Raw genomic sequence first — 22566 nt, forward strand, 5'->3', positions numbered from 1 at the left:
TTGGCGCAGACTCGTCGTTCCGCACGCCTACCGACCGAGATCGAGAAAATCCGCGGCATGGGTCCCTGCGTTCGCAAGGACGACAGCGGAGTGTGTAGCGGTCGCTATCGTGCCCTCACGCGCTCCCCTCACCCATACACAAACACCTTGTCATCCAGATCCGTCTTGGGGATCTCGTCCTTCTCGGTCCAGTAATCCTGGCTGTGCTGCCATTCCGCCTTGTCACCGCGCTTGGGCAACAGATCCATGTTGCGCATCATGTAGCCGGGGTTGAAGTTTTCCGGATCGATCCAGGGCAGGATCGGCATGTTGTGGTCTTCGGGACGCAGGCTTACCTCGACCTTCTTTGCGCCCCTGGCCTTCATGTGACCGAGCAGCCGGCAGACGAAATCGGCGACGAGATCGACGCGCAGCGTCCAGCTCGCGCGGAAATAGCCGAACACCCAGACCATGTTCGGCACGCCAGTAAACATCATGCCGCGATAGGTGACGGTATCGCCGAAGGCGAGCGGCTTGCCGTCGATCTCGAAGGCGATGTCGCCGAGTGCGGCGAGGTTGAAGCCGGTTGCGGTGACCACGACATCGGCCTCCAGCAACTTGCCGGATTTGAGCTGGATGCCGTTCTCGACGAAGCACTCGATCTCGTCGGTGACGACGGAGGCCTTGCCGCTGGCGATGCCCTTGAACAGATCGGCATCGGGCACGAACGCGATGCGCTGCCGCCACGGCCGGTAAGTTGGCGTGAAATGCGTCTCGACGTCGTAGTCGGGACCGAGAACCGCGCTGATCTGGCCGATCAGATCCTTCTTCACCTGCTCCGGCTTGGAGACGCACAGCTTGGTGAATGCGTCTTGCTCGAACAGAATCTTGCGGCGGACGATCTCGTGGATCCACGCCTCGTCGACCTGAAGCCTGCGCAGTTCCTCCGCGATCTCGATGGCATTGCGGCCGAGCCGGAAATAGGTTGGAGAGCGCTGGAGCATGGTGACATGCGCACATTTGTCCGCAATGTTCGGCACCAGCGTCGCCGCGGTCGCGCCCGAGCCGATCACGACCACCTTCTTGTTTCCGAGATCGAGATCGTCAGGCCAGGTCTGCGGATGAACGATGCGGCCCTTAAAGCGATCCATGCCCCTCCATTCCGGCGTGTAGCCTTCCGAATGCCGATAGTAGCCCTGGCACATCCAGAGGAAGTTCGCGGTGAAGGTCTTTGCTTCCCCGGTGTCGGTCGTCACAGCCTCGATGGTCCAGAGATTCTGCTCGCTCGACCAGCTCGCCGAATTGATCTTGTGCTTGTAGCGGATGTGGCGGGCGATATCGTTGTCGTCGATCACCTCTTTCATGTAGGAGAGGATCTCCTCGGCGGTGGCGATCGGCGGCCCGACCCAGGGCTTGAAGCTGTAGCCGAAGGTGTGAAGGTCGCTGTCCGAGCGGATGCCGGGATAGCGATGCGTACTCCAGGTGCCGCCGAACGTCGCCTGCGTTTCCAGGATGACGTAGCTCGTGCCCGGCAGCTGCTTGTTGATGTGGTAGGCGCTGCCGATGCCGGAGATGCCGGCACCGACGATCAGCACGTCGAAATGTTCGGAAGCTTGCTTGGTGGCGGTGTGACCGCGAACGGCGACATTCATCGTTGCTTGTTGCCTTGCTTGTTCTTGTGGCCGGCCTTGGTCGGACGGCGCGTTTCCTCCGCGACGGACACTGTGGTTCGCCGCGCTTCCCGTTCAAAATGACATAGATCAGGTCAACGTCAAATCACAGCGCCGCACCCCAGCTCCGCGCGGTCTGCAGAATCCAGTCGCGGTAGAGCGTGAGCGGCGTGACGCCCGTCAACCCACCGCAGCCGGCAGCGCCGTTCGGCCCGGTGGACCAGCTGACGACGCCGACGACCACGGCACCGTTCGGCCTGTCCTCGAACACGGGACCGCCGGAATCGCCGGTGCAAGCGCCGATTCCGCCGCGAACACCGTTGGTTAGGGGATCGACCAGTCGGATCTGGAGCGTGCCAGGCTGGCCAGTGGTGACCAGCGCAGCAACTCGTGTGATGCCGCCGCTCTTGCCATCGCCGCTCGTGGTGACGCCGATGCCCGCGATCGTGAAGCGGCTGCCGACCCGGATGGGAATCGTCGGCGTGCCGACAGTCACCGTCGATTTTCCCTTGAGTGGAATTTCCAGTTGCAGCAGCGCCACGTCGGCGGTGGCCCGATGCGCCTGCATCGCCTGCATGTTGAAGCTCGGATGGATCGCGACGGTGCGGACGTTCAGCAATTGCGGCTGGCCGTCGTTGCCGCGATCGACGATCTTGTAGTCTGCACCAGGCTGCACGCAGTGCGCGACGGTGAGCACCAGTTTCGGCGCAATCAGGCTGCCGGTGCAGAAATTACCGCGCGAGCCGACGATCGTGACCACGGCACGCGCGACACCGTCGGCCTGCGGCGTCCCGCCGCCGACGATGGCGTGAGCCGGCGTGGCCAGCAACAGAACTGTCGTGATGAATGTCGCGATAGTCTTCATGGGGCATACGCCTCGGCGATCTGGTCGGTCAGGGGCCGAGCTTGGTTCGGGCTGGCCCTTGCCGATAGCGCGTGCTAGCCGTCTTGTCAGCAATCTCTGTACGGAATTGACGAGGTCGGGACCTTGACGATCGAAGCTGTGATCTTTGATTTTGGCGGCGTGTTGACGAGCTCGCCGTTCGAGGCGTTCACGCGGTTCGAGACCGAGCGCGGCCTGCCCGCCGACATCATCCGGCGCACCAACGCCGCCAACCATCTGGAGAATGCCTGGGCCAAGTTCGAACGGGCCGAGGTGGATATCGACACGTTCGACCTCTTGTTCGCCGAGGAATCAGGCGCGCTCGGCGCAGAGGTGCGCGGCCGCGACGTGCTGCCGCTGCTGCAGGGCGATCTGCGCCCCGAGATGGTCGAGGCGCTGAAGCGCATCAAGGCGCAGTTCAAGACCGGCTGCATCACCAACAACCTTCCGGCCAACGCCATTGGCAGCATGACCGGACGCTCACTCTATGTCGCGGAGGTGATGGTGCTGTTCGACCATGTCATCGAATCCGCCAAGATCGGCCTGCGCAAGCCCGATCCCCGCATCTACAGCCTGATGGTCGAGACGCTAAAGGTCGATCCCAAGAGCTGCGTCTATCTCGACGACCTCGGCGTCAACCTCAAGCCCGCGCGCGAGATGGGTATGACCACGATCAAGGTGACGAGCGGCGCCCAGGCGATCGCGGATCTCGAGAAGGCGACAGGGTTAAAGCTGACCTAGTTCGCGAAACCTGTAGGGTGGGCAAAGCGAAGCGTGCCCACCAAAGCTCACGGCACGGAATGAAGATGGTGGGCACGGCGCTTACGCGCCTTTGCCCACCCTACGAGACCTACTCCGCCGCAGTTGCAATCCGCTCCGGAAACGCCGCTGCCAACGCGGCACGGTCGGGCTTCAGCACGCCCCGCTCGGTGATCAGGCCGGTGACGAGCCGCGCAGGCGTGACGTCGAATGCATAATTCGCGACCGGCGAGTTCTCCGGGACGATGCGGACCGTCTCCAGCCGGCCGTCGGCGGTGCGGCCGGTCATGTCGGTAACCTCCGTGCCGCTGCGCTGCTCGATCGGGATATCGCGAATGCCGTCATGAACGGCGAAATCGATCGTCGGCGAGGGCAGCGCGACGTAGAACGGCACACGGTTGTCGTGCGCGGCGAGCGCCTTCAGATAGGTGCCGATCTTGTTGCAGACGTCGCCATTGGCGGCGACGCGGTCGGTGCCGACGATGGCGAGATCGACCATGCCGTGCTGCATCAGATGGCCGCCGGTATTGTCCGGGATCACCGTGTGCGGCACACCATGATGGCCGAGCTCCCAGGCGGTGAGCGAAGCGCCCTGGTTGCGCGGACGGGTCTCGTCGACCCAGACATGGATCTTGATGCCGCGCTCATGCGCGAGATAGATCGGCGCCGTCGCCGTGCCCCAGTCGACCGTCGCGAGCCAGCCGGCGTTGCAATGGGTGAGGACGTTCACCGTCTCGCCCGGCTTCTTCGCCGCGACCGCCTCGATCAGCTTCAGGCCATTGTCGGCGATGCCGCGATTGATCTCGACGTCCTGCTCGGCGATCTCGTCCGCGCGCGCATACGCCGCCTCCGCCCGTTCGGCCGGATCGATCGGCGCGAGTGTCGCGCGCATTTCGTCCAGCGCCCATTTCAGATTGATCGCGGTCGGCCGCGCCACGACGAGCCGCTCGTAGGCACGCTTCAGGCCCGCGTCCGAAGCATCCTCGCGCATTGCGAGCGCCATGCCATAGGCTGCGGTGGCGCCGATCAGCGGCGCGCCGCGCACCAGCATGTCGCGAATGGCGACTGCCGCGTCCTCGCAGGACGTCAGCTTCGCGACGATGAATTCGTGCGGCAGCCTGCGCTGGTCGATCGCGCCGACCGACCAGCCATCGCGCTCGCGCCAGATGCTGCGGAAATGCTTGCCGTCGACTTTCATGGCGCTCTGCCTTTCCCTTCAGCCGCGCAGGATACGCCCTGCCACCGCATCGAGCTTCTTCAGAAGTTCGGGATCACGCGCCTCGGGCGCCGTGATCAGCGCGGTGTCGAGCGCACGGTCCGAACCGATCGGGCACGGCTCGTGCTCGCGCGGAAAATCCTTTGCCAGCCGCGCCACCAGCGCCTTCGCCTTGTCGGCGTTCGAGGTCAACACGCGGATGATGTCCTGCACGGTGACGGCGTCGTGGTCGGGATGCCAGCAATCGAAATCCGTCACCATCGCGACGGTGGCATAGCAAATTTCCGCTTCGCGCGCGAGCTTCGCCTCGGGCATGTTGGTCATGCCGATCACGGAATAGCCCAGCGTCTTGTAGGTCATGCTCTCCGCGTAAGTGGAGAATTGCGGCCCCTCCATGCAGACATAGGTCCCGGTCCGCGCGATCGCGATGCCTTCGGCCTCGGCGGCCGCGGCCAGGTGGATGCGCAGCCGCGGCGAGACCGGATGCGCCATCGACACATGCGCGACGCAGCCCCTGCCGAAGAACGAGCTTTCACGCTTGTGGGTGCGATCGACGAACTGATCGACCAGGACGAAGGTGCCGGGCGGCAGCTCCTCCCTAAAGGAACCGCAGGCCGACAGCGAGATCAGGCTGGTGACACCGGCCCGCTTCAGCACGTCGATATTGGCGCGATAATTGATATCGGAGGGGGACAGCCGATGGCCTTTGTCATGCCGCGGCAGAAACACGATCGGCAGGCCCGCCATGGTGCCACGCCGCACCGGCGCCGACGGCTCGCCCCACGGGCTCTTGATCACCTCTTCGCGCGCACCCTCGAGCCCCGGCAGATCATAGATGCCGGAACCGCCGATGATGCCCAATACCGCCTGCGTCATACCTACTCCACCCTGTCAGCTACCTGCGACATGGTTAAGCTATGCCAGCTTTGCGACGGATTTGGAACGGGGACGGCGGCGATGCCGGTGGTGTGAGGAGTGCGGGGCCCACACTCCCAGTGTCGTCCCTGCGAACGCAGGGACCCATAACCACAGGCCGTGGTTGGGCGAAGACTCGTCGTTCGGTACTGCGACCATCAAAGGTCGATAGATTCCGCGGTATGGGCCCCTGCATTCGCAGGGACGACACCGTGGAAGGAGCCGCGCGCCCTCGTTTAAGCGGCGTTCGCCAGCTGCAGCTGGGCGGCGACCATCCGCTCCAGCGTCTCGACGGACTGGAAATTCTCCGGCGTGATTTCGGATTGCGGGATGGTGAAGTCGAACTCGGCTTCGACGCCGAGCATCAGATTGACCATGTCCATCGAGGTGAGGCCGACATCGACCAGCTTCGCCTGCGGCGTGACGTCAGCGGTGAGCGAATTCTGTTCGAGAATCCCCTTCACCAGCTTGATGATGCGATCGCGCAAATCGGTATCGAAGGCCTGCATCGGCAAAATTCCCATCTGTCTATCGAGGTCGGACCGGACTGCCGGCTACGATGGTCGCAGCCAGTCGGTCCTGCAATGGGCGTGAGGATTACTTCGCTTTCCTTAGTAAACGATGACTCAGATTGACTAAAATTCCGGCCTCTTCCAGATCCCTAACAGGATCCGCGAAATTCCCGCGATGCAAACAACCGCACCTTAACTGTTCGTTCGGAATTGGGCTTTGTTTACCCTCTATTTCATCGACGAATTTGAATTAAATCCGTAGCCTCGTCTCACAAGCAAAGATGGTCGGAGGATCGCTTCAAGCGGCATCGCGAATGATGCCGGCGATCTCGAACGGCAAACCGGAGGCGGACGAGTATGAACGTGCGTGAAGCAGTCCTCACTGTCGACGAAATGCAGACGAACTTCCTCGAGCAGGGTCCCTCCCTGGTCGAACGTGCCGCGCGGACGGCCGCAGCGGCCGCGGCCGACGCCGACGGGGTCGATCGCGACGCCCGCTTCCCCCACAAGGCCTTCGAGGTGGCGCGCGAGCAGAAACTGCTCGGCGTCATGATCCCGGTCGAGTTCGGCGGCTTCGGCGCCTCGATCTACGACGTCACCGATATCTGCTACACGCTTGGGCGCGCCTGCGCGTCGACCGCGATGATCTACGCGATGCACCAGACCAAGGTGGCCTGCGTTATCAGGCACGGCCACGGCATCCCCTGGATGGAAACCATGATGCGCCGGGTCGCCCGCGACCAGTGGCTGCTCGCCTCCTCCACGACCGAAGGCCAGAACGGTGGCAACATCCGCGCCAGCGCGGCCGCCGTCGACCACGCCGGCGACACCGTTTCGCTGGTCCGCGACGCCACCGTGATCTCCTACGGGGCCGAAGCCGATGGCCTCGTCACCATCGCGCGACGCGCCACCGATGCGGCGGCCTCCGACCAGGTGCTGCTGGCGCTTGCCAAGGACGATTACGCGCTGAAGCGGACGCTGGGCTGGGAAACGCTCGGCATGCGCGGCACCTGCTCGACCGGCTTCGAGCTGAAGGTCGATTGCCCCGCCGACCGTGTCTTCCCGGAATCCTATGACAAGATCCATGCCCAGACCATGACGCCGTTCGCGCATCTGTGCTGGTCGTCGGCCTGGGCCGGCATTGCCGCTGCGGCCGTGACCCGCGCGCAGGCGTTCATCCGCAAGGCGGCTCGCTCGTCGGGCGGCCAGATGCCGCCGGCTGCGGCGCACTTCACGGCCGCGAAAATGTCGCTGGCCAAGCTGCGCGCGCTGATCGCCGCCAACATCGACGCCTTCGCCCGCGCCGAGCATGACGAGCGCGCGCTGAGCTCGCTCGACTTCCAGTCCTCGATCACACTCTTGAAGGTGCAGGCGTCCGAGCTCGCGGTCGAAACCGTGATGCACGCGATGCGCACGGCGGGCCTTTCCGGCTACCGCAACGACGGCGAGTTCACCATGGGCCGTCACCTGCGCGACGTGCTGTCGTCGCCGATCATGATCAACAACGATCGCATACTCGCCAACGCCGCGACATCGACCTTGATGAGCGGCGTGCCATCGAGCCTTCACGACTGACGTGCTTGCCGACTGAAACAACAAGAACAATTTTGAGATAGCAGGACATCGACCCATGAACATTGCCGTCCTCCCCGATTCGCCCGAGACCGCGCCGCAACTCATCGATCCGCTCGATCATCTCGCCGACAAGCTGTTCCATCCGATGGGCTCGGACGGCGTCTACGCCCGCACCGCGCTTTACGAGGGCGTCGTCGAGCGGCTCGCTGCGCTGATCACCGGCCACCGGGAGGCCGGTACCGAGGTGATGCGCTTTCCGCCCGTGATGAGCCGGGCTCAGCTGGAAAAATCCGGCTACCTCAAGAGCTTTCCGAACCTGCTCGGCTGCGTCTGCGGCCTGCACGGCACCGAGCGCGAGATCAACGCCGCAGTGAGCCGCTTCGACGCCGGCGGCGACTGGACCACCTCGCTGTCGCCGGCCGACCTCGTGCTGTCCCCGGCCGCCTGCTATCCCGTCTACCCGATCGCCGCAGGCCGCGGTCAGTTGCCGAAGGGTGGCCTGCGCTTCGACGTCGCCGCCGACTGCTTCCGCCGCGAACCGTCCAAGCATCTCGACCGGCTGCAATCGTTCCGGATGCGCGAATATGTCTGCATCGGCACGGCCGATGACGTCGCTGACTTCCGCGAACGCTGGATGGTCCGCGCGCAGGCGATGGCCCGCGACCTCGGCCTGACCTTCCGCGTCGACTATGCCAGCGATCCCTTCTTCGGCCGCGTCGGCCAGATGAAAGCGGTGAGCCAGAAGCAGCAGCAGCTCAAATTCGAGCTCCTGATTCCGCTGCGCTCGGAAGAGCAGCCGACCGCCTGCATGAGCTTCAACTATCACCGCGAACATTTCGGCACGACCTGGGGCATCCAGGACGCCAATGGCGAGCCGGCCCACACCGGCTGTGTCGCTTTCGGCATGGACCGGCTCGCGGTTGCCATGTTCCACACCCACGGCACAGATCTTTCCGCCTGGCCCGCGAAGGTCCGCGAGATCATGGGCATGCAGCCACGCGCTTCGGCCGATGCCCATGGCGAAGGCTGGCGCTAACAAAATTCACGAGGCCGACCATTTCCACGGGCAAGACGAGCGTGATTCACACCAAGGTCCGATGCCGCGAGATTACCGAGGCCGACGTCGATAAGATCGCGGATCTGCTGACGCGCGGCTTCGTCGGGCGTTCGCGCGAATACTGGATGCAGGGCCTGCGCCGGCAGGCCTTCCGGGCCGTGCCGGAAGGCTATCCGCGCTTCGGCTACATGCTCGACGATGGCGGCACGCCGGTCGGCGTGCTGCTGCTGATCTACACGGCGCGCCAGGGCGGCGATGAGACCGCCATCCAGTGCAACCTGTCGAGCTGGTACGTCGATCCGGCCTACCGCAACTATGCTCCGCTGCTCACCAAGATCGCGCAGCGGCACAAGGACGTCACCTATCTCAACATCAGCCCGGCGCCGTGGACCTGGCCGATCATCGAGACGCAGGGTTTCCGTGCCTATTGCCACGGCATCTTCTTCTCGGTGCCTGCGCTGGCGCGGGCCCCGCGCTGGAGCAAGATCGAGGTCATCTCGCAGCATGCCAAGGCGATCGAGGGGCTATCCGAAACCGAGACCGAGCTTCTGACGCGGCATGCACGCTACAATTGTCTCAGCCTGGTCTGCCGCACGCCGCAGGGGACCTTCCCCTTCGTCCTGCAAGCGGTGCGCATCCGCCGCGGCTTCATCGCACCGCCGGCGATGAAGCTGATCTACTGCCGCAACACTGCCGAATACGCCGCCTGCGCGGGCCGCATCGGCCGGCTGCTGCTGCGGCTCGGCAAGATCTCGGTGACGGTCGATTCCAACGGCCCGATTCCCGGCTTGGTGGGTATTTATACCGAGCGGCGTGGCCGCAAATATTTCAAGGGCCCGCACCGGCCGCAACTCGCCGACCTCACCGACACGGAACTCGTGTTGTACGGGCCGTAGGAGATCAACCAAGCATCCGCTGTCGTCCCTGCGAACAGGACGACGGCGGGATTTATTGCGCGCTTTCAGCCAGGCTGGCTTGCAGGTCCCGCATTCGCGTGCGGAACACGCCTCTCTCCATCACCAGTCACCCTCCGTAAACTACGGCGCTTAAGGGAATTTTCCGGCCTCTTCGCTACCCTCGGCGGCTGAATTACGTTGCGTTAAGTCCATTGCCCGCCGAGATCCCGCCGATCCCATGACGTCGACCCGCGACAACGAGCTTGGTGCCGCACGCCGCGAACAGGGCCCGGAAGCCCTGGTTGCGCTGAGCCAGCTCGCGCTCGACCATATGGAGCAGGGCGTCTGCGTCTACGATGCCGACAACCGGATCGTGCTGGTCAATCAGCGCTATCTCTCCTTTTTCGACATGTCGGCCGAATTCGTCCGGGTGGGAACGAGCTATCGCGAGGTGCTCGCGCACAGCGCGAGCCGCGGCAATTTTCCGGAAAGCGAGCTCGACGCGCTGTATTCGGCGCGGATCGCTCAGATCGCAGGCGGCAAACCGTTCCGAACCGAGCAGCGGCTCGCAAGCGGCATCGTCATGGCCCTCGAGCTGAAGCCGCTGCCTGGCGGCGGGTGGATGACGATCTGCGACGACGTCAGCCGGCTCGCCCGGCTCGAGGCGGAATTGCTTGTGCAGACCGAGCGCAGCCAGCATGCGCTCTCCAACATGTCGCATGGCCTGATCATGTACGACGCCGAGAGCCGCGTCGTGGTCTGCAACGAGCGCTTCCTGAAGCTCTACAACCTCGACCCCGACATCGTAAAACCGGGGGTCACGCACTGTACGGTCATCGAGCACTGGATGTCGCGCGGCAATTTGCCGGGCATGCAGGGCGACGAATTTCACCAGAGCCGTCTGGATGACGTGCGCGCCAGGAAAGCGAAGACCCTGCTGGTGATGCGCTACGACGGACGCATGGTGCAGGCGGTCTCCCGCTTCCTGCCCGACGGCGGCTGGGTGACGGTGCATGAGGACGTCACCGAGCGGCTGCAATACGAGGAGACGCTGCGGCAGCAGAACTTCATCCTCGATGCGGCTCTCGAGAACATGGCGCACGGGCTCGCCTTCTACGACAGCGACATGCGCCTGCGCGTCTGCAACACCACCTACCGAAAGATCTACCTGTTGTCGCCGGAGGAGACCAGGCCCGGCACGCATCTTTCCGAACTGATCGAGCGGTCGATGGACAACGGCGCGTTCGCTTCCGAATACAGTCCGCGACAGCTCATGGAAGCCGCGAGCGCGAGGATTGCGAGCCGCGATTCCTCGCCGATGCGACGACGCATGTCGAACGGCGCCGTCATCTCGGTGCGCTATTGCGCGCTGCCAGATGGCGGCTTCGTGGCCACCTACGAGGACATCACCGAGCGCGAGCACGCGGTCGAAGAACTGAGCGAACAATATCGCCGCTTCGACGCCGCGTTGAACAATATGAGCCAGGGCCTGTGCATGCTCGATTCGAGCCTGCGCGTGATCGTCTGCAACCGCCGCTACATCGAGATGTACGGGCTGTCGCCCGAGATCGTGAAGCCGGGCGTCTCTATGCGCGAGATTATGGAGCACAGCTGCGAGCTCGGCATCCATCCGAGCACCACCGGTGCGCGGCTCTATGCCGACTATGTCGAGAGACTGCGCGAAGGCGAGCACACGTTGCACCGCCATTTGAGCGACGGCCGCATCATCAAGCTCAATCACAAGCGGATGGAGCATGGCGGCTGGGTCGTCACCTATGAGGACGTCACCGAGCGCCACAAGGCCCAGGCCCGCGTCGCGCACATGGCGCGCCACGATTCGCTGACCGACCTGCCCAACCGCACGCTGTTCCGCGAGAAGATGAGCGAAGGGTTGAACCAGGTCGCGATCGCCGGCGGCGCGATGGCCGTGCTGTGCTTCGACCTCGACAATTTCAAGACCGTCAACGATCGCCTCGGCCACGCCGCCGGCGACCGGCTGCTGCGCTGGGTCGCGGCGCGACTGAAGGAGAATGTCGGCGAGCACGACACCGTCGCACGGCTGGGCGGCGACGAGTTCGCCGTGCTCCAGCGCGGACCACAGCCGCAATCGGCCGAAAAGCTCGCCCGCCACCTGGTCGAGATCATCGGCCACCCGCCGCCGCTGGAAAACCAATCGATCCATGTCGGCGTCTCCGTCGGGATCGCGATCGCGCCCGATCACGGGCTCGATGCCGACGAACTGATGAAATGCGCCGACCTCGCCCTCTACCAGGCCAAGGCCAAGGGACGCGGCGCCTATCAGCTGTTCGAGCCCGAGATGGAGGAAGAGGCGCGCAGCCGGCACGCGCTGGAGCACGACCTGCGCGGCGCCCTGGAGGCGCGTGAGTTCCATCTGGTGTTCCAGCCGCAGGTCCGCCTCGACAACTCCGAACTCACCGGTTTCGAGGCGCTGCTGCGCTGGAAGCATCCCTCGCGCGGCTTCGTCTCGCCGGCCGAATTCATTCCGATCGCGGAAGAGACCGGACTGATCGTCCCAATCAGCGAATGGGTGCTGCGCAACGCCTGTGCGACCGCGGTGTCCTGGCCCGACGTCACCGTCGCGGTCAACCTGTCGCCGGTGCAGTTCCGCTCGCGCGGCTTGGTGTCGATGGTCACGAGCGCGCTTGCCGAAGCCGGCCTCCCGCCACACCGGCTCGAGCTCGAGGTCACCGAGACGGCATTGCTCGACGACAGCGAGGCTACGATCGAGATTCTCCACCAGCTCCGCACCTTAGGGGTGCGGGTCAGCCTCGACGATTTCGGCATCGGCTATTCCTCGCTGAGCTATCTGCGCAAATTCCCGTTCGATCGCATCAAGATCGACCGCTCCTTCGTCGGCACGCTCGGCGAAAGCCCGGAGAGCGTCGCCATCGTCCGCACCATTGCCAGCCTCGGCTCCGTGCTCGGCGTCGAGACTACGGCGGAGGGCGTGGAGACCGAGGAGCAGCTCGACTTCGTCCGCGAATGCGGCTGCACCGCGGTGCAGGGCTATTATTTCGGCAAGCCGTGCCCGGCGGCCGAGGTCCGCCATGCCATCGAGACGCTGAGCACGTTCCGGCGCGTGGCGTAGCGGTATCGCCCGCTCAAATTCCGTATCTCGGTACATCTTCGAACGACCAATTGTCGCACGCATCGTTGCCGGTCGGGTTGCCGTCCGGCTCCTCGCCCAGCGCGCGCAATGGCGCTTTTCTTCTCCCGTGATTTCGTGAACAATCGTGCCACAAGAATGAGGAGCGGCGGCCCGAGCGCGGTTGCTGCGAGGGAGGCTTTTCGATGTTGCAATACGGGCTGAAGACGATTGCCTTTGCCGCCGTGCATGCGGTCATGGGTGCAGTGCTCACCACTGGCGCCAATGCGCAGGATTATCCCAGCAAACCGATCACGCTGATCGTGCCATGGCCGGCTGGCGGGTCGACCGACATCTCGATGCGCGCGATCGCCGACAGCGCTTCGAAGGCCCTGGGGCAGCCGATCGTGATCGACAACAAGGCCGGCGGTGGCGGCACGGTGGGGCCCGCGACCATGGCAGCGGGGGCGAAGCCGGACGGCTACACCATCTCGCAGATTCCGATCACCGTATTCCGCCTGCCCTTGATGCAGGAGGTGTCATGGGATCCGGCGAAGGATTTCAGTTACATCGTCCACCTCACCGGCTACACCTTCGGTGTCACCACCAGCGCGGAGTCGCAGTTCAAGAGCTGGAAGGACGTGGTGGAGTTCGCCAAGGCCAACCCGGGCAAGGTGACCTACGCAACCCCCGGTGCCGGCACCTCGCTGCATATCGGGATGGAGCAGATCGCTGGGATGGCCGGCATCAAGCTGACGCAGGTGCCGTTCAAGGGCGGCGCGGAGACCAATGCCGCCGTGCTCGGCCAGCACACCATGCTTCAGGCTGATTCCACGGGATGGCGGCCGCTGGTCGACGCCGGCAAGCTGAAACTGCTGATGGTGTGGACCGGTACCCGTTCACCGAATTACCCTGATGTGCCGACGCTGAAGGAGCTTGGCTATTCCATGGTCTATGATTCCCCGTTCGGCATCGCCGGCCCGAAGGGAATGGATCCCAAGATCGTCGCCAAGCTGCACGATGCCTTCAAGAAGGCGCTCGACGACCCCGCGGTGATCGCGACGCTCGCCAAGTTCGACATGGTCCCGAACTACAAGAACACCGAGGACTACAAGAAGTTCGTCGTCGAGGTCACGGAGTCCGAACGCAAGGTGATCGAGACGCTTGGGCTGGCGAAGAAGTAGAGTCGCACTGCTTGTGTCCCGGACGCGCTGCAGCGTGCAACGCTGCTGCGCAGGGCCGGGACCAGCTTTTTCGCCCACACTGATGGGCCCCGGTTCTGCAGCGCACCGCCATAGCACGTCGAAGACGTGCGTGAACGCACTTATGGCTGCTGCGCTGCGTCCGGGGCACGAGAGAGAATCGATGAACGACCAAACCAACGTCAAACTTCGCCTCAGCAACTCCGAGCTCTGGGGCGGCTTGATCGGGCTCGCGATCGGCGGCTTCGTGATCTGGCAGGGCCTGAAGCTCAAGCTCGGCACCATCAATGATCCCGGCTCGGGCTACGTGCTGTTCTACACCGGCATCCTGATCTGCGTGTTCGCAGGCTCCATCATCATCTCCGCCGTCACTGAAGGCGGGGCTACCCTGGCCTCGCGCTGGGAGAATGCACGCTGGGGCAAGCCGCTTCTCGTCATCGCCTGCCTCGCCGCATTCTCTCTTGCGCTGGAACCGCTGGGCTTCCTGTTGTCGTCGATCCCTTTGGTGCTGCTGCTGTTGCGGCTGATCGACCCCGTGCGCTGGACGCTGGCGGTCCCGATCGCCGTGCTGGTGCCCATGGGCATGTGGTGGGTGCTCAAGCGCCTGCTCTTGATCCAGTTGCCCTCGGGCCTGTTCGGGATCGGCTGATCACATGGATACGCTCGCCAATGTCGCGCACGGGTTCGGCATCGCGCTGACCGGGATCAACCTCCTCTATTGCTTCATCGGCGTCTTCATTGGCACGCTGGTCGGCGTGCTGCCGGGCATCGGCCCGATCTCGGCGATGTCGCTGCTGCTGCCCGTGACGCTCTCAGGCACGCCGGAGTCCGGCATCATCATGATGGCCGGCATCTATTACGGCTCGATGTATGGCGGCTCGACCACGTCGATCCTGGTCAACATCCCCGGCGAGGCCGCTTCCGTCGTCACCTGTATCGACGGTCATCAGATGGCCAAGCAGGGCCGCGCCGGTCCCGCACTCGGCATCTCCGCCTTCGGCTCGTTCATCGCCGGCACCTTTGCGTTGATCGCCTTGATGCTGGTGGCGCCGCGGCTTGCCAGCATCGCCATCGCGTTCGGCCCGGCCGAATATTTCAGCCTGATGGTGCTCGGCCTCGTGGTGCTGACCTTCCTGACCCAGGGCTCGATGCCGAAGGCGCTGCTGATGGCCTGTATCGGCGTCGTGCTCGGACTGGTCGGGCTCGACAGCATCACGGCACAGCCGCGGCTGACCTTCGGCCGCATGGAGCTGATCGACGGCATCGGGCTCGTGCCCGTCGTGATGGGCCTCTTCGGCGTCGCCGAGGTGCTGCTCAACACCGAGCAGGCGATCAAGCGCGACATCATCGACACGAAGATCACGCAGCTATTGCCGAGCAAAGCCGATTGGCAGGCGAGCGCAGGCCCGGTAGGGCGCGGTACGCTGCTCGGTTTCCTGCTCGGTATTCTGCCTGGCGACGGCGCTGTCGTGGCGTCGTTCGGCTCCTATGCGCTGGAGAAGCGGCTGTCGAAAACGCCGGAGCGGTTCGGCCACGGCGCCATCGAAGGCGTCGCGGGCCCCGAATCCGCCAACAACGCCGCGGCCGGCGGCGCTTTCATTCCGCTGATGACGCTCGGCATCCCTCCGAACGTGGTGATGGCGCTGCTGCTCGGCGCCTTCGTGGTTCACGGCCTGCAGCCGGGACCGCTGATGATCACGCAGAATCCCGGCCTGTTCTGGGGCATCGTCGCCAGCATGTATATCGGCAACGTTATGCTGCTGGTGCTCAATCTGCCGATGATCGGCATGTGGGTGCAGCTGCTGAAGCTGCCCTACAACATCCTGTTTCCGCTCATCATCCTCTTCACCATCATCGGCGTCTATTGCTCGAGCAACAACGTGTTCGACGTCTATGTGATGATCGCGTTCGGGATCATCGGCTATTTCATGCGCAAGCTCGGCTACGAGCCGGCGCCGCTGGTGCTCGCTTTCGTGCTTGGGCCGATGCTGGAGAACAATCTGCGCAAATCGCTGATCCTGTCACAAGGCGATCTCTGGACCTTCGTGCAGCGGCCGATCTCGGCAACGTGCCTGGCGTTCGCGCTGGTGCTGTTGATAGCGCCGCTATTGCCCGCACTGCGCAAGAAGCGCGAACTGGTGGCGCTGGATGAAGGGGCGTGATCTCGTAGGGTGGATTAGCCGCAGGCGCAATCCACCACTTCTCTCGACGCGGATAGTAAAGTGGTGGGTTACGCCTTCGGCTAACCCACCCTACGATTCATCAGCTCGCCGCAGGCAGCGCGCTATCCGTCGTCCCGCCCCATGGCCGCTCGGCTGATGCCAGCCCGATCAGGCGCCCCTGGATATAGTCGCAGCCCCAGTCGCGCAGCATGCTTGCGGCTTCTTCATCCTGCACCCATTCGGCCACGGTCTTGATGTCGAGGCGGCGGGCGAGATCGATCAGGGTCTGCACGAAGGCGCGGTCGTCGGCGGAACGGGTGATGTTCTGCACGAAGGCGCCGTCGATCTTGACGATGTCGACGCCGAGCTTGCGCAGATTGCGGAACGAGGTGTAGCCGGCACCGAAATCGTCGATGGCGATCCGACTGCCGAAATGCTTGAGGCGGCCGACGAAGGCGCGAACGTCGTCGATGTCCTGGATCGCAACCGTTTCGGTGATCTCGACGATCAGCCGCTCGGCAACGCCGGGATGGGCCTGCATCAGCGATTCGATTCCCGCCCACCAGTCCGGATCCATCGTCGTGTCGGGCGAGATGTTGAGGCTGAGGCAGATGTCGGGCGCGGCCGCGAGCTCGGCGACCACGAGCTCGAGCACACGATGATCCACCAAGCGGATCAGCCCGAGCCGCTCGGCGACCGGCACGATGTCGGGCGCCAGCAGCACCTGGCCGTCGCCCTGGTCCATCCTCACCAGGCATTCGTGGAACGCGCGTTCGCGCGTGGCAGCCGCCACCACCGGCTCATAGGCGAGCTTGATACGGCGCTCGTTCAGCGCGGTGACGATCTCGTCGGTGACGCGGATGTTGACCCGGCGCTGCGCGTCGCGCGCGGCATCCGGGCGCCACGCCGCGAACGAGCCGACACGGCGGCGCTTGGCGGCATCCAGCGTCTCATGGGCGCGGTTGACGGCTTCATCGGTGTTGCGGGCATAGCGCGGCACGCTGACCGCGCCGATCGATGCGGTGACCGAGACCGGGCCTGATTTGGTCGGCACCACCTCGTCGCGGATGCCGGCGAGGAAGCGCTCGGCGGCGACGTTCATGTCGTCGACGGTGCAGTTCTTCAGGATCAGGCCGAACTTGTTGCCGGAGAAGCGGCCGAGCACGTCGCCGCCGCGCAAGCGCGCGCGTATGCGCTTGGCGACGTCGAGGATCACGGCATCGGCAACGTCGAAGCCGAAGGCGTCGTTGACACGGGCGAGATGGTCGATGCCGACCAGCATGAAGGCCGCGGTCGAGCGGAAGCGGGTCGTCTCCTCGATGGACTCGGCTAAGGCCGCGATCAGATGGGAGCGGTTGAGCTCGCCGGTCAGCGGATCGAGCCGGGCCAGCTTCGACAGCTCCTCATCGCGGGCATGGCGCTCATTGTTGATGCGCACGGAGCCGATCGCGCGCGTGGGGCGGCCGTCGGGACCGGCAAACCAGCGGCCGGTCTCCTCGACCCAGACCACGGGATCGGAGGCACTCATGCGCACGCCGTACTCGACCCGATACGGCGTGCCGTCGGCACCATGCACGGCGGAGGTCTGCGCCAGCGCCGCGGTCCGCAGCGTCTGCGCCGGCTCGATTAGCTTGGCGAACTCGGCCCCGGTGGCGAGCCGTTCGGCGGGAATGTTCGGGAAGACGGCGCTGACCTGCTCACCCCAGACGATGACGTCGCTGGCGATGTCCCAGGCGAACACGGCCTGGCCGAGCGCGGCCAGAATGTCGGAGGCTTGCGGCAATGCAGGGGTCAAGATCGCCTCGTTTCGGGACAGCAGAGAGTCCTGAGCCGGTACAGGATAAAGCCAGATTCGTCTTCGACCCTAGGCAAAGTTCATAAACAATTTGGAAACCACGTTTCCAAGGTGGTCGGGAACCAAGTAGGCTCAGCCGGCATAGGCCTTGCGAGTACTGACACGCACCGGCGCCAGCGTCCCGAAACGCGACAGGCTCCGCCGGATCAACGGTGATGGCGATGTTGGGTACCGATCGATTGGACGAAGTGGACAACGGCACGCGCACGGGCACGGACCTGGTGCCGATGCTGCCTACGCTTGCGTGGGTCCACAAAATGCCCCTGCCCCGCCCCGATCCCAGCTTCGTCACCCAGCTGATCGCCAATGCCGAGCAATTGCCCCAGACGCGCCGGCTCCGCCGCGCCTCGTCCGAAGATGCGCAGATGGCCTATGGCAGCAAACGTCCGCTGCAAAGCGTCAGCGCGCGGACACGGCAGGTGGCTTGAGGCCGATCAGCGCGGCGGCGTCTCGGAAGACGGCGGTGTGCCGTTACCCGGCTGGAGATGCGGCGAGGGAATTTCCGGCGACGGCGCGCCCGGTGCGGGCTTTGGCGCAGGATGATCCATCAGCACGGACTCGGCGACGGATTGCGCCGAAGGTGCGGGCGGCTCGGCCGGTGCCGCCTGCGGCGCAATCACCGGCTCGAACTTGCGCTCGGACGCCACATCCTCTGCCGGCGCTTCGGCCTGGCGCTTGGCCTTGCGTGGCGCGGCCACCGTCGTCTCGGCGACATAGGTGACGCGACGGCGCGTGCGCTGGGCGATGCCGGCGAAAAAGTCGGCCATCGCAAGTAGCACCAGCAGGAAAAAGGTGGAGTTGCCGAATTTGGGCCACATCACGAATTCGGCCGCGGCCGCGCCGAACACGATCAGCGACAGCAGATGGTCCATCAGGAATTTGGAGCCGGGCCGGGCCCCCTTGACCACTTCGAGCAGCAGCAGCACCACGCCGAGCGCGAGCAGGAGATCGGCGAGCGTGACCGGCCAGACCTCGCCGGACACCATCGGGACCTTGAACAGCACGTCCGTGAAGGACACGGTCGGCATCAGGAAGGCGATGATGTTGTAGACTGCGAGCGGGATCAGAAGCAGCGGGAAACCGACCATCGGCAAAATGCCTTCTCGATCAAGATATCCGGACAGGACAATGCGGCGGCGAAGCATTTGCTCCGCCGCCGTCACCGTCTAGCTCATGGGTTGGCCGAAATCAGGCAGCGCGATCGTCCCGCCTGAAGAAAGGTCCCTTAGGACTCTTTCTTTTTCAGGACCTGACGGCCCTTGTACATGCCGGTCTTGAGGTCGAGATGGTGCGGACGACGGAGCTCGCCGGAGTCCTTGTCTTCGACATAGGTCGGCTTCTTGATGGCGTCTGCCGAGCGGCGCATGCCACGGCGCGACGGCGAGGTTTTTCTTCTCGGAACGGCCATTTCAATATCCTCTAGGGATTGGTGTCATCAGGGCATCGTCCGCGAAGGGACGGCTCAGCACCCGCAATAGGAGGCGAGCTGAATGCCGATCAAGGCCGGGCTTATAGAGGAAGGCTGGCCGTAAAGCTAGGCTCTTGGGCCGGAAAATACGCCCCGAATGGGCCCGAAATCAGCGATTTTCGCGCCAGCAGGTCGCAAGCGAGCTCGCCTGCCCCCGCGCCATATAGGTCGCCGCCAGCCGCCGGACGCCCGGGCCGGGGGTTCGGGCGCTGCGTTTGACCGGATTCGGCAGGATCGAGGCCAGGAGGGCGGCTTCCCGGGACGAAAGGTTGGCCGCCGACTTGCCGAAGGCATAGGCGCTGGCTGCCTCGACGCCAAATTGCCCCTGCGGGCCGAGTTCGGCGATGTTGAGATAAATCTCTAGGATCCGCTGCTTGGGCAGGACGAGGTCGATCCAGAGCGCCAGCGGGAACTCCAGCGCTTTGCGGACGAAATCCCGGCCCTGCCAGAGGAACAGGTTCTTTGCGACCTGCTGGGTGATGGTGGAGGCACCCCGGAACGGCGTGCCGTCCTCCTGCGCGTCATCGATCGCCTCGCGCAGCGCCCCCCAATCGATGCCGTGATGCTTGCAGAAATGCGCGTCCTCCGCTGCCACCACCGCGCGCGGCAGATAGGGCGACATCGCCGCCAGATCGATCCATTGCCGCTGCATCGGCGCACCCCGGAGCGAACGCCAGGCCATCAGCGTCGAAACCGGATGGCCGACCCGATAAAACGGCGCGATCACATAGGGCGCGAGAGCTGCGACCACGAGCACCAGGAGAAGGATTTTAACGATGCGCAAATCGACCTTTCCGGCACAAAATGAAACGCGGCGACGGGCCAGACCATTAAGTCTGTGATTATTCGGGCCTTTTCCAGCACTTTTTAGGCCTTCCAAGCGATTGACTGGGGCGGGCGCATAAAGGATTGTCCCGCCGAATTTAGTTCTGGAGCCCTTCTTGATGACCGGCACGTCCCCGTCCGATTTCGCCAATCGTCTGGACAAGACCGCTGATGACACCGAGGCCCTGCTCGGCCGCTTGCTGTCGGACGACATCCTGCACGACGAGATCGCCCGGCCCAAGCGACTGATGGACGCAATGCGCTATTCGAGCCTCAACGGCGGCAAGCGTCTGCGGCCGTTCCTGGTGGTCGAAAGCGCGGCCGTGTTCGGCGTGCCCCGTGAAGCGGCGCTGCTCGTGGGCGCCGCGCTCGAATGCATCCACTGCTATTCGCTGATCCACGACGATCTGCCGGCGATGGACAATTCGGATCTGCGCCGCGGCCGGCCCACCCTGCACAAGAACACCGACGATGCGACCGCGATCCTCGCCGGCGACGGCCTGCTCACGCTCGCCTTCGACATCGTCACCCGGGACGAGATCCATCGCGACGCCAATGTGCGGCTGTTGCTGACCCGGGCGCTGGCGCGCTGCGCCGGCATCGGCGGCATGGTCGGCGGCCAGATCCTCGATCTTGCCGGCGAAGGCCGCTTCGGCGGCAACGAGCCGATCGACGTCGCCCGCATTCAGCAGATGAAGACCGGCGCGCTGCTGCGCTATGGCTGCATCGCCGGCGCGATCCTCGGCCAGGCCTCGCAGAAGGAATATCAGGCGCTCGACGACTACGGCCGCGCGCTCGGCGAGGCCTTCCAGATCGCCGACGACCTGCTCGACGTCGAGGGCGATGCGGCTGCGCTCGGCAAGCCGGCCGGCGCCGATGCCGCGCTCGGCAAGACCACTTTCGTCACCCAACTCGGCATCGAGGGCGCCAAGCAGCGTGTGCGCGATCTGCTCGCGCGCGCGGACAGCGCGGTGTCGATCTTCGGCGACCGCGCCGCCGTGTTGCAGGCCGCGGCGCGCTTTGTCGCCGAACGGAAGAACTGACGCGCGGCGATGGCGGCCGGCGGCAAAGAGGATCCCGTCCTCGTCCGCTTCCGCCAGATGTCGCGGCCGATGCGGTTGCTCTATGCGCGGCCACGGACCTTCATCGCGCTCGCCGTCGGCATTCTCGTCTGCCTGCTGCTGCCGGGCACGCACCGCCTGGTGACCCGGCTGTTGTTCGGTTGGGACGCGCTGATCGCGGCCTATCTCGTGCTGGTCTACGCGATGATGCTGTGCAACGATCACAAGCACATCCGTCGCGCCGCGGCCATGCAGGACGACGGCCGCTTCGTGATCCTGCTGGTAACGGCGACCGGCGCGTTCGCCAGCATCGCGGCGATCGTCTCCGAACTCGGTACGCCGCACCGCGGCGTCCTCGAGCTCACAGTCGCGATCACCACCATCGTGCTGTCATGGGCGGCTGTGCATACGACGTTCGCGCTGCATTACGCGCATGATTATTACCGCAACGCCAAGCCCGGCGGCCTGCAATTCCCGAGCGGCGACAAGGAAGACCACGCCGACTATTGGGATTTCGTCTATTTCTCGTTCGTGATCGGCATGACCGCGCAGGTCTCCGACGTTGGCATCACCGACAAGACCATCCGCCGCACCGCGACGGCGCACGGCATCGTCTCCTTCATCTACAACACGGCATTGCTGGCGCTGACGGTGAATATCGCGGCGAGCGCGATCTCGACTTAGTCTCTCCGGTCGTCCCGGCAAAAGCCAGGACGACCATGTAGCCACACCGTAACCCTAGTAACAGACCTCGGCATTGGCGTCATTGCCGGGGCCCCCGCCGCCGCGATATTCGAGCCGGCAACCGCGATGGACCGGACGACAACCCGTGTTGTTGCAGTAGACCTGCCCGCCGCCGGCGGCGCGACCGGCGCCAGCAGCAATGCCGGCGGCGGCGCCATAGCCGCCTGCCGCGCCTGCAGACTGGCGACGCTGCCTTGCAGGACGCTCGTCGCCGTCGTCGCGCTTCGCGATTACAGGCTTGGCCGGCTTGGCCGCACGCTGCTTCTCGCACTCATTGTCATCGTTGACGGCATAACCCGCGCGGCAGACGATCTTTGTGCATTTGTCGCCGTCGGCCTTGAAGCCGTGCTCGCACACCAGCGGACACACACGCGACTGCTTGGTCTTGACGGTATCGAGCGCGTCGGTGCTGGCCACCTTCACGTCGAGCTTGGTGCCGGCATAGCGGTTGAACTGCGACAGCGACCGCTGCGAGGACGTATTCCAATTGCCATCGGCCTGTCCGGTGAAGCAACCGACGCGGCCGAGCTCGGCCTGCACTGAGCGGCTGAGATCGGCGGACGCAGTCGCGGGCGTCAGTGCCGCGACGTTGGTGCCGGCGGGGCTCGCCGTGCTGGCCGGCGCAGCGCTCGGCGCCGTGGCGGCGAGATTGACCCGCTGCTGTCCGGCGGCCGCAGCCTG

At 64.7% G+C, this 22566-nt stretch carries 20 protein-coding genes and 1 pseudogene; 11 read left to right on the plus strand and 10 right to left on the minus strand.

Features of this window, described 5'->3' with window-relative positions:
- Positions 1 to 128 precede the first annotated feature (128 nt).
- The gene (locus SE91_RS34225; protein WP_061850767.1) at positions 129 to 1631 is read right to left on the minus strand and encodes a flavin-containing monooxygenase; all 1503 of its coding nucleotides are present in this window, start codon (positions 1629 to 1631) and stop codon (positions 129 to 131) included.
- Between the two features lie 124 nt (positions 1632 to 1755).
- Positions 1756 to 2514 (minus strand): S1 family peptidase, encoded by a 759-nt coding sequence (locus tag SE91_RS34230; RefSeq protein ID WP_061850768.1) that lies wholly within the window; start codon positions 2512 to 2514, stop codon positions 1756 to 1758.
- A gap of 123 nt (positions 2515 to 2637) precedes the next feature.
- Between SE91_RS34230 and SE91_RS34235 the strand changes: the two genes are divergently transcribed.
- Positions 2638 to 3273 carry an HAD-IA family hydrolase gene (locus SE91_RS34235; protein WP_008540605.1) on the plus strand — a complete coding sequence of 212 codons (636 nt, stop codon included), beginning with the start codon at positions 2638 to 2640 and terminating at the stop codon, positions 3271 to 3273.
- Positions 3274 to 3382: 109 nt separating this feature from the next.
- Here the strand turns inward: SE91_RS34235 and mtnA are convergent, their stop codons facing one another.
- The 3 genes from mtnA to SE91_RS34250 form a co-directional block, all read right to left on the minus strand.
- A complete protein-coding gene (gene mtnA, locus SE91_RS34240; protein WP_061850769.1) occupies positions 3383 to 4489 on the minus strand; it encodes an S-methyl-5-thioribose-1-phosphate isomerase in 1107 nt (368 codons plus the stop codon).
- An 18-nt stretch (positions 4490 to 4507) separates the two neighbouring features.
- Complete coding sequence (locus SE91_RS34245; protein ID WP_061850770.1) at positions 4508 to 5383, minus strand: S-methyl-5'-thioadenosine phosphorylase; 876 nt, start codon at positions 5381 to 5383, stop codon at positions 4508 to 4510.
- Between the two features lie 275 nt (positions 5384 to 5658).
- The gene (locus SE91_RS34250) at positions 5659 to 5931 is read right to left on the minus strand and encodes a phosphopantetheine-binding protein (protein WP_061850771.1); all 273 of its coding nucleotides are present in this window, start codon (positions 5929 to 5931) and stop codon (positions 5659 to 5661) included.
- Positions 5932 to 6291: 360 nt separating this feature from the next.
- Between SE91_RS34250 and SE91_RS34255 the strand changes: the two genes are divergently transcribed.
- The 7 genes from SE91_RS34255 (at position 6292) to SE91_RS34285 (ending at position 15932) form a co-directional block, all read left to right on the plus strand.
- Entirely contained in the window at positions 6292 to 7509 is a 1218-nt protein-coding gene (locus tag SE91_RS34255) for an acyl-CoA dehydrogenase family protein (RefSeq protein ID WP_061850772.1), read from the plus strand.
- 55 nt (positions 7510 to 7564) lie between these two features.
- Positions 7565 to 8545 carry an amino acid--[acyl-carrier-protein] ligase gene (locus SE91_RS34260; protein WP_061850773.1) on the plus strand — a complete coding sequence of 327 codons (981 nt, stop codon included), beginning with the start codon at positions 7565 to 7567 and terminating at the stop codon, positions 8543 to 8545.
- Positions 8546 to 8586: 41 nt separating this feature from the next.
- A complete protein-coding gene (locus tag SE91_RS34265; protein ID WP_061850774.1) occupies positions 8587 to 9462 on the plus strand; it encodes a GNAT family N-acetyltransferase in 876 nt (291 codons plus the stop codon).
- 238 nt (positions 9463 to 9700) lie between these two features.
- Positions 9701 to 12571, plus strand: a complete 2871-nt coding sequence (locus tag SE91_RS34270) for a PAS-domain containing protein (RefSeq protein ID WP_061850775.1) — start codon at positions 9701 to 9703, stop codon at positions 12569 to 12571.
- A gap of 203 nt (positions 12572 to 12774) precedes the next feature.
- A complete protein-coding gene (locus SE91_RS34275) occupies positions 12775 to 13752 on the plus strand; it encodes a tripartite tricarboxylate transporter substrate binding protein (RefSeq protein ID WP_061850776.1) in 978 nt (325 codons plus the stop codon).
- Between the two features lie 181 nt (positions 13753 to 13933).
- A complete protein-coding gene (locus SE91_RS34280) occupies positions 13934 to 14419 on the plus strand; it encodes a tripartite tricarboxylate transporter TctB family protein (protein ID WP_061850777.1) in 486 nt (161 codons plus the stop codon).
- Positions 14420 to 14423: 4 nt separating this feature from the next.
- Positions 14424 to 15932, plus strand: a complete 1509-nt coding sequence (locus SE91_RS34285) for a tripartite tricarboxylate transporter permease (protein ID WP_061850778.1) — start codon at positions 14424 to 14426, stop codon at positions 15930 to 15932.
- A 100-nt stretch (positions 15933 to 16032) separates the two neighbouring features.
- Here SE91_RS34285 and SE91_RS34290 read toward each other — a convergent pair whose 3' ends face one another.
- Positions 16033 to 17727, minus strand: a complete 1695-nt coding sequence (locus SE91_RS34290) for a bifunctional diguanylate cyclase/phosphodiesterase (RefSeq protein WP_061850779.1) — start codon at positions 17725 to 17727, stop codon at positions 16033 to 16035.
- 221 nt (positions 17728 to 17948) lie between these two features.
- On the opposite strand from SE91_RS34290, the gene SE91_RS34295 reads away from it, so the two are divergent.
- Positions 17949 to 18215 carry a hypothetical protein gene (locus SE91_RS34295; RefSeq protein WP_061851466.1) on the plus strand — a complete coding sequence of 89 codons (267 nt, stop codon included), beginning with the start codon at positions 17949 to 17951 and terminating at the stop codon, positions 18213 to 18215.
- A 6-nt stretch (positions 18216 to 18221) separates the two neighbouring features.
- On the opposite strand, the gene SE91_RS34300 is transcribed toward SE91_RS34295, so the two are convergent.
- From SE91_RS34300 to mtgA, 3 genes are all read right to left on the minus strand, one after another.
- Complete coding sequence (locus SE91_RS34300) at positions 18222 to 18875, minus strand: hypothetical protein (RefSeq protein ID WP_061850780.1); 654 nt, start codon at positions 18873 to 18875, stop codon at positions 18222 to 18224.
- Positions 18876 to 19012: 137 nt separating this feature from the next.
- Complete coding sequence (rpmF, locus tag SE91_RS34305) at positions 19013 to 19195, minus strand: 50S ribosomal protein L32 (RefSeq protein ID WP_007598106.1); 183 nt, start codon at positions 19193 to 19195, stop codon at positions 19013 to 19015.
- A 169-nt stretch (positions 19196 to 19364) separates the two neighbouring features.
- Positions 19365 to 20039: a monofunctional biosynthetic peptidoglycan transglycosylase gene (gene mtgA, locus SE91_RS34310; protein WP_008540556.1), complete on the minus strand. Its 675-nt coding sequence runs from the start codon at positions 20037 to 20039 to the stop codon at positions 19365 to 19367.
- 160 nt (positions 20040 to 20199) lie between these two features.
- On the opposite strand from mtgA, the gene SE91_RS34315 reads away from it, so the two are divergent.
- Positions 20200 to 21123 carry a polyprenyl synthetase family protein gene (locus SE91_RS34315; protein WP_061850781.1) on the plus strand — a complete coding sequence of 308 codons (924 nt, stop codon included), beginning with the start codon at positions 20200 to 20202 and terminating at the stop codon, positions 21121 to 21123.
- A gap of 9 nt (positions 21124 to 21132) precedes the next feature.
- Positions 21133 to 21825 carry a DUF1345 domain-containing protein gene (locus tag SE91_RS34320; protein WP_008540552.1) on the plus strand — a complete coding sequence of 231 codons (693 nt, stop codon included), beginning with the start codon at positions 21133 to 21135 and terminating at the stop codon, positions 21823 to 21825.
- Positions 21826 to 21879: 54 nt separating this feature from the next.
- On the opposite strand, the pseudogene SE91_RS34325 reads toward SE91_RS34320, so the two are convergent.
- Positions 21880 to 22566: pseudogene (locus tag SE91_RS34325) on the minus strand (caspase family protein); the annotation flags it as partial.

The sequence above is a fragment of the Bradyrhizobium sp. DOA1 genome, assembly GCF_001593325.1.
GTDB lineage: Bacteria > Pseudomonadota > Alphaproteobacteria > Rhizobiales > Xanthobacteraceae > Bradyrhizobium.